Raw genomic sequence first — 19,577 nt, forward strand, 5'->3', positions numbered from 1 at the left:
TCTTAGAATTAAGCTTAATTATCATTTTATTATAAGCCTAAAATTACTAATCTGCCTTTGCTATCGCTATATACACTAAGCAGTGTTCTTCGTTTTTATTCAAATTGAATTGCACTTAAGGGCTCTAAACAATACAATATGAACATCTACTTTTCGGGATCAATCCGTGGCGGCCAACAAGATACAGAACTGTACAAAGAATTAATTGATTACCTAAAACAACTTGGTACCGTTTTAACAGAGCATATTGGCTCCAAAACAATCGATACAAGTATAAGCGATCAGGAAATTCACGATCGTGATTTACAATGGGTATTTGAATCTGATATTATTGTTGCAGAAGTTACTGTTCCTTCTTTGGGTGTTGGTTACGAAATAGGGCGTGCCATAGAAATGAACAAACCAATAATTTGTTTGTATCGTAGTATTAATGGTAAAAGTACTTCTGCCATGATTCGTGGCTGCTCAAACCTTAAATGCTTTGAATACAAAAATATTGATGATGCCAAATTGATTCTAAAAGAACAATTTAAAACGATAAACATGGACTGGAAAGATATTTCTTACCTAAAAGAAGGATCTCCTGTTCAAACAAAGGCACACAAATGTCTAAAAGAGCTTAATATATTTGATTTATTAAAAGAATATAATCCTGTATTAACAGGAACTATTCCGCTTGGAATCTCAACTAAATCAAGCGATTTAGATATTGCTTGTCGCTATTTCGATGCCGACAGATTTGAAAATTATTTAGAAATGCATTATGGCCGACAAACCAATTTCACAGTAGAACAAAAGGAAAAAGCAGGATATTGGATCGTTGTTGCAAAATTTATTTATCAAGAATTTAAAGTCGAAATATACGGAGCTCTCTTCCCTGTTGCAAGCCAGAACTCCTACCGCCATTTACAAATAGAGCATCGAATTTTAGAATTGCTAGGTGATAAGTTCAAACAACAGGTTGTAAAATTAAAACAAGAAGGGCTGAAAACAGAACCAGCTTTTGCTCAATTATTAGAAATAGAAGGTGATCCATATCAACAATTATTAAAATTAGAAACAGCAACAGATTCGGAGATTATTACAATGTGGAACGCATAAAACATACCTTACATAGCTCTTTTTACAAAAAGAGCTATTTTTTTTACTTCAACTCGGTCATGTTTAATTTACATTAACCAGCGATTACAACAAGTTTACCAATTGTCTCTTGTTATTGGACAAAGATATTTGAATACAAAACCAATATGATCTATTTTTATTTCATATTTGTAGTGATATGGGAGCTTTAAATTGTTGGGAGTACTATAAGTGTGGGAGAGAAGAAGGCGGAATTAATGCCTTAGAATTAGGAGTGTGCCCTGCAAGTACAGATAATAATAATCATGGCATTAATGGTGGTGAATCATCTGGCAGATATTGCTGGACTATTAAAGGAACCTTATGCAATGAAAAAATTCAAGGAGAATTAGCTGACAAATTACTTAACTGTATTAACTGTGGTTTCTTCAAATTAGTAAACTATGAAGAAGGTAGAGAGTTTGTTCTCATTGAAAAAAAAACATTAAATAAATAGGTTGTCGAATCATCAACAACCTATTCTTCAAAGTGCTTATCCCTAAAGCAATATTAATAATACTAACCTTTAATTTTCTAAAATATCATACTCACTTTTATCCAATTCCTGTAACCTCTTTTTGGTTGGGTCTACAATCAAATTATAAATTGTTCCTGCAAAAAGCATCACCGCAAATACAGTAGCAAGCATAAATCCATACTTTGCATCGCTACCAAATGCATCACTTATTGCTCCCATAGCCAATGGGCCAATTGCTGCGCCGGCTGCTGTAAAAAACAAAATCACTCCCGCGACTGCTCCATGGCTGGATTTTGGAAAACAACTAATTCCTTTCGAATTGATGGTCGGATAAATAACAGACATAAATAGACCGGAAAGTGGCAATAAAAATACAGTTGCTTCTATTCCGAATAGCATGCTTCCCAAAAAACAGATCAAAATCGCAAAACTAAACAAACTCAATACTACAGCCCAATTAAATCGAGACATCATCCATGCTCCTAAAAACCTTCCTCCTGCTCTCAAAATAAAGAAAATTGGCAAAGCATAAGTGGCAATAAACAGCAAGCTACCATCGTATCCCTGAATCAAAGTTGGCATCCAAACATAAATGGCAGCCTCTACCGAAACATAAAGGAAAGCTCCCATAGAAAAACCAAAAGCATAAGGATCCTTTACCATTGCTAAACTTCGCTTAACATTGATTGGTTCTTCCGATTTTTTCATTGTTTCGGGGTATTTAACCTTAACTGCAATTAAAATCAGAACAACACATAAACTTGCCGCTACCACATAAAGCCATTTCCAATCTACTCCTTGAGTTAAAAAGTAACTTACAATAAATGGTCCGATAATAGCACCAACACCAAAAAATCCTTCAACAGCATTCATGGTAGAAGTATGTTCTTTTGTTGAAGAAGTAATATCTCCAATTAGAGCCAAGGCACCAGTTTTAAATATTCCAATTGCTGCTCCCGAAATTACCATTAGAGTTAAGAAAAATGCAAAAGCATTTCCAATAATAAACAGATAAGAATTAATAACAAAAAGAAGCAAGCCAAGTATAATTGTTTTCTTTCGCCCTAATTTATCTGCTAAAAACCCTAAGAAAATTCCAGCCAAAGCGATTGCTGTCATCGGACCATAATGTAACAACCCGGCAGCTGTCATACTTAAATCGAAAGTCTTCATTACTTCCGGAATAATAACTCCAACTGCATCGGTGGTCATGGCAAACATCAAAAACATCATGTATGTCAGCCACTTAATCAATCTTATATTTGTAACACCTTGCGTATTATTCGTATTTCCCATCTTTATATTTTTACGTAAGATTAAAAAAATCTTACTAGAAATTATATACTACATCTCCTTTTTCGTCGGTCGCAACAATATTGAAGGTATGCTTTTTCAAATTTGCTTCAAAAGTTGCAATGCAGCCATTATTTTTCCATTGCAATTTTAACAATTCTGACTTAGATTCCAGAATTTCCAGTTTAGCATCAAAACCAAAAGCTGGAAAATTGTTTCTAAACTTCAACAAAGATAATTGCTCAAGTACCACATCTTTCCCTAATTCATTGCAGGCATCCTCTAATTGCAAATTTGTTCTGTTGATTTCTTTATGACCTCCTGCCCCAGCATTTTTTACAGCGTCATGATCATTCTTTCCTGCAAGAAGATCAAGATACCAAACCTGAGGTTTACCTGGCATAAAAATTTGAATAGCTCTTGCCAATAAAAGTTTTGCATCATCTTCACCTAATGCACTGTAATAAGTTGCATTTACCTGGTAGTACATGTTCTTTTCCCCATGCAGATCTTTCACAAATCCGCCTCGCTCAACTACAGTGTCAATCAAAACCTGAATCTGCTCTTCCGCCAACAAACCTTTTAAATCCAACAAAGGAATTCCGTCATGGCAACCAAGCATATTTACAACTTTGATATCTTTTTCCAACATATCTTTAATCCACTTGACCAAGACTTCGTTTGTGTTTCTTTCAAAAGCATCTATAATTAATCCAGGCAAGAAAAAATCATAAGTCAAATAGCCTTTACTTGCTAATTTCTCATGCATTTTATCTTCGTACTTCGAGTGTATTTCAGGCAAGAGGGTTAAGTCATATTTATCTGCTAAATCTTTAACCCTTCCTAATAAATTCCATGTCCCTGGATCATTCAAAAAATTTGGCAATCCAGGCTCTTTAGGAGCATATGCAAATGCATCGAGCCTAATAATTTCAGCACCATAACCAGATAGTTTTTTCAAGGTATCTTCGTAAAATTCCCACACCAATGGAGACTTGATATTAAGATCCATTTGTCCAAGATATTTTCTTCTCGATTCTAGTAAGTCAATTGTCTCTTTTTGGTACTCCTTAAATTTCCAAAATTCAATCTCGACAGGCTTTTTTCCTTCACCTATAGCTGTATTTACGACTTCCGCCAGTCTGTTAGCCGAAACATATTGAATATTTGAAACCTTCATCAAATCCTGGGCATCTATTTTCTCATATTTCACTTCCTGATAAAAAGTGTTCCAATAGGGAACCTCCTTTCCATCGGGCATGCGAACCATTAAAATTGGCAGACCAGGTTTTCTGAAAAACATGTCTTTGATGTATTCTGCATCTGGCTGAATATAACCTTCTTTAGTTATTTCTCCACATCCATCCCAGAATTGATTCCACTGTATAAAAAACTCCTTATACTTAGAATTCTCACCATTTTTTAAAATATCCTGAAATTGACTTGAAAGAACAGACGAATGGTTTAGCACAAAATCAAACTTTAGAGCTATATTCATTTTTTCCAGTTCGATTAAATTTTCCTTCGAAGCATACATCTTGTTTAGGTTATAATCGATAACGGAAAATCCTCTATCTAAATCGGTATTAAAAACACTAGGTAAAATATAGAATGACTGAAATGTATTCTCCAGTTCATCTTTACTTAGAAATTTAATGATATCATCTAAAGTTCCTCCAATACTATCAGGATATGCATTCAGCATTGGGCCTGATTTTATTATTGATTTATTCTCATTCATGTCTTACATCTCCTACTTCTCTAATCAAGATATATTAATAATTAAACCTAAAATTATAGTGCCATAGCTATTTACAGTAAGGCACAACATTTAATTATTTCACTTCTAATTCATAATCTTTTGTGATTACAAAATCTGCCAATTGCTTATGACCAGCGATTATTTTATGCTCGGTAACCAACACTTGTTCTATAAACGGATCGCCAACCTCTTTTCCTCTGTTTCTCTTCTGTCTGTGCTCTAGTGTATCAATTCTGTTGCGAGCAATAAAAACTTTTGTATCTACATTTTTCAACAAAGCAGTATAAGTTCCTTCAGCAATCACAACCTGAATTCCTTCCAGATTAATGATTTCATTTTCAACACTATTTTGGTGATAATCAATCAAAGGTTTTACAATCTGATTTTTGCCATCAATAGCATCCTGTAAATTTTGATCCATTAAATCCATTTTAACCTCAACATGAGGCCCTAACCATTCCGGATCTTCTCTTCTTTTTGCATCATTGGATTTTGGAGGAAGAACAAAATAATCATCCTGCCCTAGTAATACTGATTTTATTCCCTCCTTCTCCAACTCATCGGCAATGGCTTTTCCTGTTTCTGATTTTCCACTTCCCGATTCGCCAGATACAGTAATTGTATATCTTTTTCCCTTGCTTTTAATTTCCTCTACCAAACAAGGAGCTATAATTCCAGCAACCCTTATATGGTGTTCTTCCAATACAATAACATCACCCTTCATAACTCTATTTTTAAGTATTCTTTGATATTCTTTAGGCATATTTTGGGTGTTTTGGAGGAGATTCTCACCTCCCCCGTTCACCTTTTTTCTAACCTAATCTAATCACTAAAATGTATATGTAATACTAATTGTAGAAGCTCTACCTGTAATTGGTCTTGCTCTCATGTAATTCATAGTGTTTTCAACAAAAGCATCTCCTTCCATTTCTGTAAATCCGAGCGTGTTAAATAAATTATTCACATTTGCACGAACCGCTAATCCCTTGGTAATACTCTGACTAGCATAAGCATTCACATAAGTATATCCTGGTATAACAATACCATTATCATCCTGAGCATATACTTCCGTTGTTCCTACTAAACTAAACCCGATAGATGTTTTGCCTTTGTTAAAATCGTAAGAAGGTGTAATATTGTACAATAAATCAGGTACTCTTCGTGGCGTATTCCCTTTTTCATCAGAATTTAAACTCTTATCAATTTCAGCCTTTGTGTATGTTGCTCCAAAAGACACATTGAAGTTTGATTTTTTATAAACCCCTTCGAATTCTACACCATAAGTAGAGAACTCTTTGTTGATAATTTTCCCAAACTCTTCATTCTGTTCAGAAATATCAGTATAAAATCCAGTAATGATTAAAGCCAAAGATGGAGACTTGTATTTGTATCCCAATTCGAATTGTTTGATTTCGTCAGCATCCAGTCCGTCAACAGTTCCTCCTTCAGGAGTAATAAACGGAGAGTATAACAAACGATCTGCATTTGCTCTTCCACCTTTACTATAACGGGTATAAACAGCCTGATCATCATTTATTTTATAATTGGCTCCCAAAGAGTAAGAAACGTAGTTGTAATCGTAATCCACCGGCATTGGATTCGCATTGTCTAAAACGGTTACACTTTCTTCAACTGGACTAATGCTTCCGTTATTATCAACATCAACTGGCGCTTGATAATTGGATAAATAATGGCCTGTTACATCACCCATATCGTAACGAATACTACCTTCAATATTTAATTGATCAGTAACTTCAACACCTACATTTGCATAAACAGCATCAATATCATAAGTCATATCGTAACCACGAGTACAACAATTTCCCCAGAATGGAACACCGTGTGCTATTAAGCCATTACTGCTATTGTAAGAATTGTCAGCACTTGCGATATTCATTAATCTTGGTCCGTCAGAGCTAATATCAGTAAGGAAAGTTTGCCACAACCAAGTCATTCCAATTTTTTGCTGTGCCTTGTAATAACCAGCAGTAAAATCAACTTTATCAAATGATTTCGATAAATAAAAATCATTTGTAAAATTACCAAGATCGTTCATCTCAACATCGAAAAGAATCGTTCTCATCAGTAATCCGTTGTTATTTAAATTACCAATTTGTGATCCACTTAAGGCTACACCTGCATTCTCACCATTTGCATAACTTAAACTATATCCAGCTCCTGCAATACTTTCAGCTATATCATTTGCGTTTCCAACCTGCGCTGGAAATGGGGAAACAAATGATCCGTGATTGTTTGCATAACGGAATTTTTCTTTAAGTTGCCATCCATCACCAATATCGAAGGAGAATTCACCTCCCACAACTTTAGAAACAGGATGCATTCCATCACCAATGTTACTTGTTCTGCTGTTTCCATTAGCATCTACACTTAACACATGCATGAAATTTGGACTTTGAAGAGAACTATTGGTTAAATCATAACCTGGAATGGACTTGAAGTTAGGATCTGATTTGGTTCCTGTTACTTTCACAGGCATCGGCAGATATGATATTGATTTATCATCCAATACTTTAAAATACAATCGCACATATCCTTTTTCAAATTCTTTGGTGATATTTGCTTTTATCTGACCTCCACTATTCCCTGTAAAGCCAGGATTTCTCGGTCCTTCTCCTTGACGAAAAAATCCACCAACATGAAAGCGAAATCCATTTCCTATTGGAGCCCCATATTCAAAATCTGTTCTAGTTGATTTGTAATCAAGTCCCATGGTCATTCCGATGCTTCCACCTTCAACGGCACCATTCTTACTTATAAAGTTGATGATACCTGCAGGAGAATTACTTGCAAACGTTGACGCACTTCCTCCCTTAATAGCTTCGATACGACCGATTGTTCTATCTGATCTCACAAAAATATCTGCATTACCAAAAGAGATATCTCCAAACTGCATTACTGGCAAACCATCTTCGTGTATTTGTAAAAATTTTGATCCTCCAGAAGCAATCGGAATACCACGCACAGCAATATTCGCATTTCCTTCTCCTCCTGAAGATTCAGATCGAATTCCAGGAATTGCTTTAAATAATTCTGCAGTAGTTGCAGCTCCAAACACTTCAACAAATTTTGGTTTTAAAGTTGTTAGTGCAACACTCGATTCAATATTTGATTTTTGATTCACAACACCAGTTACTGTAACTTGATCCAAGCCAATTAAATCGGCAGATAAGTCAAAATTAAGTGCTGTTTCTTGATCTGCTAAAATAGTAACCTCAGTTTCTACTTTTGAATATCCGATAAAAGATGCAACAATAGTATAGGTACCTGCTTCAATATTTTCCAACTGATAAGTTCCATCAATATTTGAAATTGTACCATTCGTTGTTCCTTTTATAACTACTGATGCTCCAATTAAGGGTTCTTCATAGAGCTTATCGGTAACCTTTCCTTTTAAAATTCCTGTTTGTGCATTAACCAATCCAACTAATAGGATTAGATTAGCAAAGGTCAAAAGAATCTTTCGTTTCATAAATTTTATTTTTTCATCTATTGTTCGAAACATTTGTGTTGTAATAAATTTAATATTCATTTTAACACCTGTGTGTATTTCAAAAAATAGTAGTTAGTTGATTCGTTTTATTTTTTGCAATCGTTATCTTAGCTAAGGATAATAGTGTAAAACTATAGTTTTTTAATGAATCATACCTCACAAAAAGGCTCTATTTCAACACCTTGCCTCCGCAACCGGTTGCACAACCGGTTGTTGTTAATAAGTTTTTTTATTGATTAAATGAAGACATTTAGATTCTGAATTTCATGACAAATAAACCAATTACAATAATTGACATAGCAAAACTCCTAGGGGTTTCTAAATCAACGGTTAGCAGAGCTCTTAAAGATCATCCAGATATCAGTAAAAGCACAAAAGAAGCTGTTAACTTACTTGCTAAACAACTGAATTACAAACCAAATGCAGTTGCAATGTCATTCCGACATAAAAAAAGCAATGTAATTGGTTTAATTGTACCACACATTTCGCCATTCTTTTTTCCTTCTATTATAGAAGGAATTGAACATGAGGTAAATAAAAGAGGTTATAATTTAATGATTCTTCAATCCAATGAATCTTACGAAAGAGAAAAAAACAACTTAGATATTTTAATGAGTAATAATGTAGAAGGGATTCTAGCTTCCGTTTCCAGAAAAACTAAAAATCTCAGCCATTTTTCTAATCTTATTGAAGCAAATACGCCAATTGTTTTTTTCGATAGAATTCCTAAAAACATACCCGCAGATATGGTACTTGTCGATGATGTTTCGGGTTCATTTAAAGCGGTTGAACATTTAATAAATATTGGACGTAAAAAAATTGCAATTTGCTTAGGCAACCCAAATTTATTAATCAGCAGTAATCGTTTAGAAGGATATAAAAAGGCCTTAGAAAAATATAATATTCCTTTTAATGAGCAATATGTTATCTCAGGACAATCAACTAGTGAAACAGAAAGAGAAACGAATAAACTTTTTGAATTAAATGAAAAACCCGATGCTATTTTAGCAATTAGTGATCTTACCATGTCTGGTATCATGAAGGTGGTTTATTCTAAACAAATTAAAGTACCTACGGACCTAGCTGTTATTGGTTTTTGTGAAAATACATTCAGTCAAATGTATAACCCCCCACTTACAACTATTGACCCTATGGGTTTGGAAATCGGAAAAATAGCAACCGAAAGACTTTTTCATCGAATTCACGAAAAAAATATATTAGAGCCTAAAACAATAAGCCTATCAAGTAAATTGATTATAAGGGAATCAACTGATAAATAGCATTACAAATGCCCCTAATAAATCTAATAAAAGACTTGCAAGTCTGCAATATTTTAATAATTTTATCATCTTAGAACTAATCGTTTCTTTTTAAGGCTAAAGATAAAAGCTATAAAAAGTCACCTTAAACGAGCGCGGATGATGGACCTTAACGATATCTTCAAAAACAATATTTCTGTTTACTCATTAATTGAGTCGATGTCCGAAGGAGTTATCTTCATTACTAAACAAGGTACAATTATACAGGTAAACAAAAGATCTAATGAACTATTTGGCTACACTGATAAAGAATTAATTGGCCTTTCAGTAGAATCTTTAATTCCTAATCGATTCAAAAACAAACACAAATCCCATCTTACAAATTATTTTTCGTCTCCAAAGGCTCGTCCAATGGGACACTCCTATTCTCCCCTTTCCGGATTAAAAAAAGATGGTTCAGTATTTCCTCTAGAAATCAGTTTGAGCTTTATTAATACCAGCAATGAAGTTATTGGTGTTGCGTTTATTACTGATATTTCGGCAAGAACGAAAGCCGAAAATGAATTAAAAAAACGAAACTTAGAATTGGATGCTTATGCCCATACCATTGCTCACGAATTGCATTCTCAACTAAATAGTATTATTGGTTTCAGCCAACTTCTATTAAACGATGATGAATTAAGCGATGAAAAACGTAGGTCATTCCTTGAAATGATTGAAGGCAGTGGGTATAAAATGAATAATATCATTAGTGAGATGCTTCTTTTTGCCAACCTTAAAAAAGAGGAAATTAAAAAAACTGAACTACCAATGAAAGCGATTATTGACGAAGCAATAAATCGAATATCTTTAACAGAAACCAATATAGCAAGTATCTCAATTGCCACTAATTTTGAACCATCTGTTGGCTATGGACCATGGATTGAAGAAGTTTGGTACAATTATATCCGTAATGCAATTAAATACGGTGGAAATCCGCCTAAAATTGAAATTGGTAGTTCTAAAGGTGAAAATGGATATAATAAATTCTGGGTTAAAGACAATGGACTTGGATTAAGTTCGGATCAATGCAATCTAATTTTTGTTGACCCTCATAAACTAGGCACTGGCTTTGTAAAAGGACATGGATTGGGACTTTCAATCGTAAAGCGCATTGTGAAGAAATTAGATGGTCAAGTGCGTGTTGAAAGCACTCCAAATCAAGGTAGTATTTTCAGTTTCTATTTGCCAACTTCTATTTCCGATTAAGGTCTAATAATAAATGGTTGCTGATAAACTTTACCAACAACCATTATTCTATTTTAAGCTTCTATTTTCTTCAAAAATTCACGTGCAATAAGAACTCCATTTACCGAAGCCTGCATTAAACCACGAGTAATACCAGCTCCATCACCACCCAAATATAGATTTTCGACAGAAGTTGACTGAAAACTATTATCCACTTTCGTGATATTGCTATAAAACTTCACCTCAACTCCATACAATAATGTTTCATCTGAAGCTAAACCAGGTGTTACTTTATCTAAAGCCAATATCATCTCCTCAATATCTTTCAATATTCTATGCGGAAGTACCAAACTTAAATCTCCAGGAACAGCATCCTTTAAAGTTGGTATAATATTGTTTCTATACAACCTTTTAGAAGTCGTTCTACGCCCTCTTATTAAATCACCGAACCGTTGTACCAAAATTTGATTGTTCGTTAGCATATTGGCTAAGCGTGCGATGTGCTTACCATACTCAATAGGTGCTTTAAAAGGTTCTGTAAATTTCTGCGAAACCAACAGGGCAAAATTTGTATTATCACTTTTCAGATCCTTAAAGCTATGTCCATTCACTACTGCCAAATCGTTATCGTAATATTCTGAAGAAACAAAACCTCCTGGATTTGAACAAAAGGTTCTTACCTTATCGTCGAATGTTTGGGTGTAATGGATCAATTTGGCCTCATAAAAGTTATCATTAATATCTTTCATTACCTCATTACGGCATTCCAAACGAACACCTATATCAACAACACCAACTTCGGTATTAATGCTTTCTTTGCTGCACTCCTTCATTAGCCAATCGGCTCCATCGCGACCAACCGAAACCATTACTAAATCAGCATAAAACTCTCCCTTGCCATTCTTTACTCCCTGAATTTTGTCATCCTCCAAAATCAAGTTTTGAACCGCGCTATTAAAGTTAACTTCAACTCCTCTATCAATAACAAAATCATATAATTTTCGATAAAGTTCCTGCGCCTTTTCTGTTCCTAAGTGACGAACTGGACAGTGCACCAATTTAAGGTTAGATTCAATTGCTTTTCTTCGAATAACTTCCATTTCAGGAGTCAATGTTTCCCCATGAATTTCCCCATCTGCACCAAAATCCAAATAAATTTGATCCGTATATTTTATCATTTCAATGGTTTCCTCTACCCCTAAATATTCCGGCAAAGTTCCACCAACTTCATGAGAAAGAGATAGTTTCCCATCGGAAAAAGCTCCAGCTCCAGCCCAGCCTGTAGTGATACTGCACGGTTTACAATGAACACATTTTCCTCCATTTGTATGTTTAGGACATTTACGGTTGGCAATTCCTCTTCCCTTCTCAAGAATTAATATTTTTAAATCTTGTCTGTTCTTTACCAATTCATAAGCACAAAAAATACCGGCAGGTCCGGCACCAACAATAATCACATCGTATTTCTTCATTTCTTTTAATTAAATTTCATACCCGATTAATGCGGCTTGCCATTGTCTAAATTTTAAACAGGCAAACCTTTAAAAATAGGTAATCTTTTCATTCGAAATACACATTCTTTTCCATAATGGTTATAAATATCACGTCCAACAATACCCTTAAAACAAAAAAAGCTCGCAACGAATAATCATTGCGAGCTGAAAATCTTTTGTTTTTTTATCTATTCAAAAATTCTTTTTTCCCTTTTTCAAGAAATTCTACAAATGCATCTGCATTTAAATCATAAGCTCTTGGTTCAACTAAAAGATTTTCTTTCTTATCCTGAAGAACATAATATGGTTGAGCATTAATGCCAAATCTTGTGATTTGAAAGTCTGCATTTATCTTACCCAATGTCTTTTTCGTTTTACCATCATAAGTTGAAACAATCCAATCTGATTCGGGTAATGTTTTCTTATCATCGACATACAATGCGATAATAACATAGTCTTCTCTCATTATTTTCATCACCCTAGGATCTGACCAAACATTCGCCTCCATTTCGCGGCAGTTTACACAGCCGTGACCTGTAAAATCAATAAATACAGGTTTATTTAATTTCTTCGCAGCCGCTATTCCTTCTTCATAATCAAAGTAACCACTCAACCCATGAGGTAAATGCAAAAAATCAGAATACTTTGCAGAATGTGCCTCTTGCACTTGAGAAGTTCCATTACCATAAGAATTACTTCTTATGATTTTATTCAAATCGAAATCGTGGGTTGCTTGTGGTGGAATATATCCTGATAAAGCTTTTAATGGTGCTCCAAACATACCTGGAATCATATACACTACAAAAGCAAATGAGGTAATGGCTAACATCAATCGAGGTACGCTAATATATTTCACAGGGCTATCGTGCGAAAAAATAAGCTTTCCTAACAAGTAAAATCCCAGCAAAGTAAAGATCACAATCCATATTGCAAGATAGATTTCACGATCAAGAATTCCCCAATGATAAGTTTGATCTGCAATGCTTAAGAATTTTAATCCAAGTGCCAATTCCAAAAATCCCAAGACAACTTTTACTGAATTTAACCAACCTCCTGATTTTGGCATTTTATTAAGCCAACCAGGGAAAATGGCAAATAAAGTAAATGGCAATGCAAATGCTAAAGAGAATCCTAACATGCCAATGATAGGCATCAAAACCTCTCCTCCTGCTGAAGCTACCAAGATAGAACCAACAATTGGACCTGTGCATGAAAAAGATACCAACACTAAAGTGAATGCCATAAAGAATGCTCCCATAAAGCCACCTTTATCTTCTTTTGAAACTGATTTATTAACCATCCAACTTGGCATCGTTATTTCGAACATTCCAAAAAATGAAAACGCAAAAAATACAAATATTAAAAAGAAAAATATATTGGGAACCCAATGTGTAGATAGGAAATTGGCAAAGCCTGGACCCATTACAACCGCCAAAATTGTACCAATTACTGTATATATTGCTATGATTGAAAAGCCGTAAAAGAATGCTTGCATTCTACCTTTAGCTTTATTTTCGCTACTGTGCATAAAATAACTCACAGTCATTGGAATCATTGGAAATACACAAGGCGTAACGATAGCCAGTAAACCACCAACAAAAGCAGCGATAAATATGGTCCAAAGCCCTTTGCTTTCTTTAGGTTTATTATTTAGTGGCGAGACATCTTCCTTTAACTCGGCCTTCGCACCATTACCCACATTTAATTTAAACTCAAAATCAGGTGTAAACATCACACACTCGCCTTCTCGACAAGTTTGATATTCCATTTCTCCTTCAATTGTAAATGCTTTATCTGTAAGTAATCTAATCTTTTGTTTTAGAAGGGCTTCTGAGACAAAATATTGAATGTCCATTTCAAATATTTCATCAAATTCCGACTTGGCTTTGGTAATTTCTTCAACGTCCCCTATCAATTGATAGTTGTCAGATTCTGCAAAGTCGATACTTAAACGCACAGGGCCACCATCCTCAAAATGTTGAGAATACAGATGCCATTCCTTGTCGATTTGTGCTTTAAATACAAGATTTACTTCAGTATCACTAATTCTTTCTGTAGTAAAATCCCAATTTACAGTTTGTAATATTTGCGCTGGAAGTGTGAGACTGCTAAAAACAATCCCCATTAAAAGAATCAAAAATCTTTGTTTCATACAAATTTGTTTAGTTGCTTATAACACGATTAAAATTAGCATTATAAAAGCAAGCAAACAAAAGCTTTAACAAACAAGTAACAATATATTTAGAATCCTTAACAATTGAATTCGTAAATTAATATTACAACACGATTTCTTGATTGTTTTTATCGAAGAATTTGTAAACCAGAAGATCGTAAGATGGAATTTCACGTACTGACAACTTAATACCTAATTCGGATTGCCATTGTCTACGTAATGTTTTCCATATTCCTTTGTTGATATAAGCAGCAACAAAAGGATGTACTTTTAAGGTTAACTTCTTCTCACTTTGCTGATTAACGATCCTTGACAAATTTTGTTCAATTTGATCGGTAAGTAATACGGCTGGTGAAATCTCTCCGGTACCTTGACAAGTAGGGCACTTTTCCTGAACAGCAACATTCATTTCCGGACGAACACGCTGACGAGTGATCTGCATTAAACCAAACTTACTTAAAGGAAGAATGTTGTGTTTAGTACGATCTTTACCCATCATTTCTTTCATCTTTTCGAAAAGCTTATGACGGTTTTCGGCTGAGTGCATATCGATAAAATCGACAACAATAATACCACCCATATCACGAAGTCGCAATTGGCGGGCACATTCTTCAGCAGCAGCAAGATTTACTTCAAGAGCATTGGTTTCTTGGTCGTTTCCAGCTTTTGATCGATTACCAGAGTTCACATCGATAACATGGAATGCTTCGGTATGTTCAATGATAAGGTAAGCTCCGCTTTTAAAAGAAACTGTTTTACCAAAAGAAGATTTAATTTGTTTGTCGATACCCAATTGATCAAAAATTGGGAGTTCTCCTTTAACGTGCTTTACAATTTTTTCTTTTTCGGGAGCAATACTGGCGATATATTGTTTGATATCTTCTGCAGCTCCAGCATTGTTTACATAGATATTTTCAAACGATGAGTTTAGAATATCGCGAAGAATAGCCGTGGTACGATTCATTTCTCCTAATACCAAACTAGGAGGGTTCATATCTCTTATGTGTTCAAAACTAGTTTCCCACTTTTCAACAAGAGATCTTAATTCCTTATCCAGTTCAGCCACCATTTTACCCTCGGCAACAGTACGAACAATAACCCCATAATTTTTAGGCTTAATGCTTTGTAGCAACTGTTTAAGTCGACTTTTTTCTTCGGTAGATTTTAATTTCTGAGAAATGGATACTTTGTCAGAAAAAGGCATTAAAACGATATTACGTCCGGCAAGTGAAATTTCTGAACACAATCGTGGGCCTTTGGTGGAAATAGGTTCTTTAGCAACCTGAACAAGAATGTATTGTCCTGATTTTAAGACATCGGTAATTTTCCCATTTTTATCGATATCCGGCTCCAGTTTCATTTTTGAAATGGACATGCCTTTGCCTTTACGGGCAATGGCTTGTTGCAAGAATTTGTTTAGAGTTAGAAACTGATGTCCTAAGTCAAGGTAGTGAAGGAAAGCATCCTTTTCATACCCAACATCAACAAAAGCAGCATTCAAACCAGGCATTATTTTTTTTACTTTACCTAGATAAATATCGCCAACTGCAAATTGTACATTACTTTTTTCTTTCGATACTTCTACCAATTGCTTGTTGTCAAGCAAAGCAATTACAATTTCGTTAGGTTGTACATCAATTACAAGTTCGTTACTCACTTGAAAACTCCTATATTAAATTCAAAAAATAGTTAATTCTTACAAATAGATAAACCTAAAGTACTAAAAAGTTCTTTAGGTTTATACATTATACTCTTACTAATAAGCGTGATAAGAATTATTTCTTCTTATGACGATTTTTTCTTAATCTCTTTTTACGCTTGTGCGTAGCCATCTTATGTCTTTTTCTCTTTTTTCCGCTTGGCATAACTTAAATATATTAAAATTTGTTTTTAAAGTCTGAGACTACTTTACGTTTGTTTTTACTTTACTTACGAAAGTCTTCGCCGGTTTAAATGACGGGATAAAGTGCTCAGGAATAATAATAGTTGTGTTTTTAGAAATGTTTCTTGCAGTTTTCTCTGCTCTTTTCTTAACGATAAAACTTCCAAAACCTCTTAAATACACGTTTTTACCTTTAACAAGTGAACCTTTGATAGTATCCATGAAGGCCTCAACAGTTTTTTGTACTGTAATTTTCTCAATTCCCGTGTTCTTAGAAATCTCGTTAACAATATCTGCTTTAGTCATCTCTTAAAAATTCTTTAATTATCAATTATATACAACAGTTTTTTCTCAAAATCAGACTGCAAATATATATGATTTCTCTTTATTAAAGAAATCGAAAGCACTATTTTTCGCAAATTTGAAAAAAAATTATTTTACACAAATATTTTAGAGATGCTTAGTAACCAAATCATAGACTGGTATTTGCAGTATAAGCGTGATTTACCATGGCGAAATACCTCAGATCCATACAAAATTTGGATTTCAGAAATCATGTTACAACAGACCAGAGTTGCTACTGCAACAGACTATTTTAATCGTTTTTTAAACCAATTTCCAACGGTATCTGACCTAGCTATGGCAGATGAACGTGAAGTTTTGAAGTTGTGGCAAGGATTAGGGTATTACTCCAGAGCTCGAAATTTGCATGCAACAGCTAAAATAATTCATACAGACTATAATGGTGTATTTCCTAATACATATAAAGACATATTAAAACTAAAAGGCATTGGGACCTATACAGCGGCGGCTATTTCTTCATTTGCATTTAATTTACCCTATGCAGCTTTAGATGGAAATGTATTTAGAGTTTTATCTAGAGTATATAGTATAGATAAACCTATAGATACTGGTGAAGGGAAAAAATTTTTCCAAGAATTGGCAACAGAAACGATGGGAAATGCTCGTCCAGAAATTTACAACCAAGCAATTATTGAATTTGGAGCCTTGCAATGTACGCCTCGAACTCCGAACTGCGTAACTTGTCCAATACAAGCTAACTGTCTGGCTTTTGGGAATGGACAAGTAGATCAATTGCCTTTAAAATCAAAACAAATTAAAACCAAAAATCGATATTTTTACTATTTGTTTCTATCTTGTGAAAATCGGTTTATTATTGAAAAGCGAGAAGGTAAAGACATTTGGAAGAACATGTATCAATACCCTTTAATTGAAAGCGATAAAGCAATTTCAACTAAAAAATTGTTGCAAACATCTAAATGGAAGGAGTTATTTGAGAATAAGGAATTGGTAATTCAATCGATATGCGAAAATGTGGTGCATAAATTAAGCCATCAAAACCTTCACACCACTATAATCCATATCAATACAGACATCGATCAACTGAAGGAAATTAAGCCTTATCAGATTATTGATTCTTCTGAAATTGAAAACTACCCATTCCCTAAGCCCATTGAGAATCACATCAATGCGACATTTGAAAATATTCCGTAAATTTTATTATGATATAAATAAAAGTTTATATCTTTATAACTATTGTTAATTAAAAAATCAAAAAATATGTCAGTAAACAAAGTAATTCTTGTTGGTAACGTGGGTAAAGATCCTGAAGTAAAATACTTCGATGACAATGTTAGTGTTTGCAATTTTCCTTTGGCAACTAGCGAAACCTACACGAAAAACAACGAAAAAGTTACACAAACAGAGTGGCACAATATTGTTCTTTGGCGAGGACTAGCTAAAGTAGCAGAAGATTACGTTAAAAAAGGAATGCAATTGTACATTGAAGGTACTCTTCGAACTCGTTCTTGGGATGACAAGGATGGTAATAAGAAATACATTACAGAAATAATGGCTACCAACATGCAAATGTTAGGTCGAAAAGGTGATAACGAAGGTGCTTCCCAAAAAGCTAGCACAGAAGCTACTCAACCTAAAGCAACTGAAGAGGCTGCAACAAGCGAAGAAACAGATGATCTTCCATTCTAAAAATTCTTCTGTAAATTAATTTATTGCAATATTGGAAACTGAAGATTTTACGAACCTATTTTTAAGCAATACTGATATTGCTTTTTACCCTATTGATATAAGTACCATTGTAAGTTTACTTATAATGGTACTTCTTTTGTTTTGCTCTGCTCTTATTTCTGGATCTGAGGTAGCATTTTTCTCACTTTCCCCTCAAAATATTAATGAGCTTGAATCGGAAGAGAATCAAAAGAATCGTAGATTATTAAAACTGTTAAGAAAACCGGAACAATTACTGGCAACCATATTAATAGCCAATAATTTTGTAAACATTGGAATCGTAATCCTATCAAGCTTTATTACCAATTCGCTTGTCGATTTTTCGAATGCTCCTACTCTTGGATTTGTAGTTCAAGTTGTGGTCATTACCTTTCTATTGCTTCTTTTTGGAGAAATCATTCCTAAGGTATATGCAACGCAAACATCTGTACGATTCTCCAAATTCATGGCTTTTCCTCTTTTTTATTTAGAGAAGTTATTCCGTCCTCTTTCTATCATTTTAATTAAATCAACTTCGATTGTAAACAAGAGTATTTCTAAAAAACAGAACATTTCGATGGTTGATCTTTCACAGGCACTTGAATTAACAGCCGATGAAATATCTGAAGAAATGGAAATTCTGGAAGGAATTGTAAACTTTGGTAATATTAATGTAGAAGAAATAATGATCTCCAGAGTTGATGCCATCGCTGTGGATCTGAAAACCAATTTTAGCAAAGTAAAATCAGTAATTATAGAGTCAGGATTTTCGCGAATTCCTGTTTTTGACGATAGCTTCGATAACGTAAAAGGAATATTGTACGTTAAAGATTTACTTCCTCATCATCACAAAGCAAATACGTTTCGTTGGCAATCCATCATTCGTCCTCCCTACTATGTTCCGGAAACGAAAAAAATTAATGACTTACTGGAAGAATTTCAGACGCAAAAAAACCACATGGCAATTGTTGTTGATGAATATGGTGGAACATCTGGAATTATTACAATGGAAGATATTCTGGAAGAAATTGTTGGTGATATTACAGATGAATCGGATGATGAAAAAGCTACTTATACTTTAGAAAAAGATGGCTCTTACCTATTCGAAGGAAAAACGTTATTAAATGATTTTTTTAAAATTGTTGATACTGAAGCTGATATTTTTGAATCAATAAAAGGCGATGCCGATACTTTAGCCGGTCTTCTTCTTGAGATTAAAGGTGAAATTCCACAAAAGAAAGAAATGTTTAAATATCAGAATCATCAGTTTATTGTTGAGGCTGTTGATAACAGACGAATTAAAAAAATTCGTTTTATTCCACCAAAAGTCAATTCGAAAAATTAATTTCGTA

At 34.1% G+C, this 19,577-nt stretch carries 15 protein-coding genes; 7 read left to right on the forward strand and 8 right to left on the reverse strand.

Annotation, left to right across the window (positions count from 1 at the left end; all coding sequences use genetic code 11):
* The first annotated feature begins 138 nt into the window (after nt 1–138).
* Nucleotides 139–1,101: a DUF4269 domain-containing protein gene (locus L3049_RS08800; protein ID WP_275109439.1), complete on the forward strand. Its 963-nt coding sequence runs from the start codon at nt 139–141 to the stop codon at nt 1,099–1,101.
* 178 nt (nt 1,102–1,279) lie between these two features.
* On the forward strand, nt 1,280–1,576 hold the full coding sequence (locus L3049_RS08805; protein WP_275109440.1) for a two-CW domain-containing protein: 297 nt from the start codon (nt 1,280–1,282) through the stop codon (nt 1,574–1,576).
* Nucleotides 1,577–1,645: 69 nt separating this feature from the next.
* Here the strand turns inward: L3049_RS08805 and L3049_RS08810 are convergent, their stop codons facing one another.
* The 4 genes from L3049_RS08810 to L3049_RS08825 form a co-directional block, all read right to left on the reverse strand.
* Nucleotides 1,646–2,893 (reverse strand): MFS transporter, encoded by a 1,248-nt coding sequence (locus L3049_RS08810; protein WP_275109441.1) that lies wholly within the window; start codon nt 2,891–2,893, stop codon nt 1,646–1,648.
* Between the two features lie 34 nt (nt 2,894–2,927).
* Complete coding sequence (locus tag L3049_RS08815; RefSeq protein WP_275109442.1) at nt 2,928–4,631, reverse strand: alpha-amylase family protein; 1,704 nt, start codon at nt 4,629–4,631, stop codon at nt 2,928–2,930.
* A gap of 94 nt (nt 4,632–4,725) precedes the next feature.
* The gene (locus L3049_RS08820; protein ID WP_275109443.1) at nt 4,726–5,415 is read right to left on the reverse strand and encodes a uridine kinase family protein; all 690 of its coding nucleotides are present in this window, start codon (nt 5,413–5,415) and stop codon (nt 4,726–4,728) included.
* 66 nt (nt 5,416–5,481) lie between these two features.
* Nucleotides 5,482–8,142, reverse strand: a complete 2,661-nt coding sequence (locus tag L3049_RS08825) for a TonB-dependent receptor (protein ID WP_275109444.1) — start codon at nt 8,140–8,142, stop codon at nt 5,482–5,484.
* A gap of 287 nt (nt 8,143–8,429) precedes the next feature.
* Here L3049_RS08825 and L3049_RS08830 point away from each other — a divergent pair, with 287 nt between their 5' ends.
* Together L3049_RS08830 and L3049_RS08835 are read left to right on the forward strand one after the other, a co-directional pair.
* Entirely contained in the window at nt 8,430–9,443 is a 1,014-nt protein-coding gene (locus L3049_RS08830) for a LacI family DNA-binding transcriptional regulator (RefSeq protein WP_275109445.1), read from the forward strand.
* A gap of 138 nt (nt 9,444–9,581) precedes the next feature.
* The gene (locus tag L3049_RS08835; protein ID WP_275109446.1) at nt 9,582–10,670 is read left to right on the forward strand and encodes a PAS domain-containing sensor histidine kinase; all 1,089 of its coding nucleotides are present in this window, start codon (nt 9,582–9,584) and stop codon (nt 10,668–10,670) included.
* Between the two features lie 53 nt (nt 10,671–10,723).
* Here the strand turns inward: L3049_RS08835 and L3049_RS08840 are convergent, their stop codons facing one another.
* From L3049_RS08840 to L3049_RS08860, 4 genes are all read right to left on the reverse strand, one after another.
* The gene (locus L3049_RS08840; protein WP_275109447.1) at nt 10,724–12,121 is read right to left on the reverse strand and encodes an NAD(P)/FAD-dependent oxidoreductase; all 1,398 of its coding nucleotides are present in this window, start codon (nt 12,119–12,121) and stop codon (nt 10,724–10,726) included.
* 205 nt (nt 12,122–12,326) lie between these two features.
* Nucleotides 12,327–14,294 (reverse strand): protein-disulfide reductase DsbD family protein, encoded by a 1,968-nt coding sequence (locus tag L3049_RS08845; RefSeq protein WP_275109448.1) that lies wholly within the window; start codon nt 14,292–14,294, stop codon nt 12,327–12,329.
* Between the two features lie 124 nt (nt 14,295–14,418).
* Nucleotides 14,419–15,972 (reverse strand): Rne/Rng family ribonuclease, encoded by a 1,554-nt coding sequence (locus L3049_RS08850; RefSeq protein WP_275109449.1) that lies wholly within the window; start codon nt 15,970–15,972, stop codon nt 14,419–14,421.
* Between the two features lie 246 nt (nt 15,973–16,218).
* The gene (locus L3049_RS08860) at nt 16,219–16,503 is read right to left on the reverse strand and encodes an HU family DNA-binding protein (protein ID WP_125030273.1); all 285 of its coding nucleotides are present in this window, start codon (nt 16,501–16,503) and stop codon (nt 16,219–16,221) included.
* A gap of 150 nt (nt 16,504–16,653) precedes the next feature.
* Here L3049_RS08860 and mutY point away from each other — a divergent pair, with 150 nt between their 5' ends.
* The 3 genes from mutY (at nt 16,654) to gldE (ending at nt 19,570) form a co-directional block, all read left to right on the forward strand.
* Nucleotides 16,654–17,712 carry an A/G-specific adenine glycosylase gene (mutY, locus tag L3049_RS08865; RefSeq protein WP_275109450.1) on the forward strand — a complete coding sequence of 353 codons (1,059 nt, stop codon included), beginning with the start codon at nt 16,654–16,656 and terminating at the stop codon, nt 17,710–17,712.
* Nucleotides 17,713–17,778: 66 nt separating this feature from the next.
* On the forward strand, nt 17,779–18,207 hold the full coding sequence (locus L3049_RS08870) for a single-stranded DNA-binding protein (RefSeq protein ID WP_275109451.1): 429 nt from the start codon (nt 17,779–17,781) through the stop codon (nt 18,205–18,207).
* A gap of 31 nt (nt 18,208–18,238) precedes the next feature.
* Complete coding sequence (gene gldE, locus L3049_RS08875) at nt 18,239–19,570, forward strand: gliding motility-associated protein GldE (protein WP_275109452.1); 1,332 nt, start codon at nt 18,239–18,241, stop codon at nt 19,568–19,570.
* Nucleotides 19,571–19,577 lie beyond the last annotated feature (7 nt).

It is taken from the genome of Labilibaculum sp. DW002 (genome assembly GCF_029029525.1).
GTDB classification, from domain to species: domain Bacteria; phylum Bacteroidota; class Bacteroidia; order Bacteroidales; family Marinifilaceae; genus Paralabilibaculum; species Paralabilibaculum antarcticum.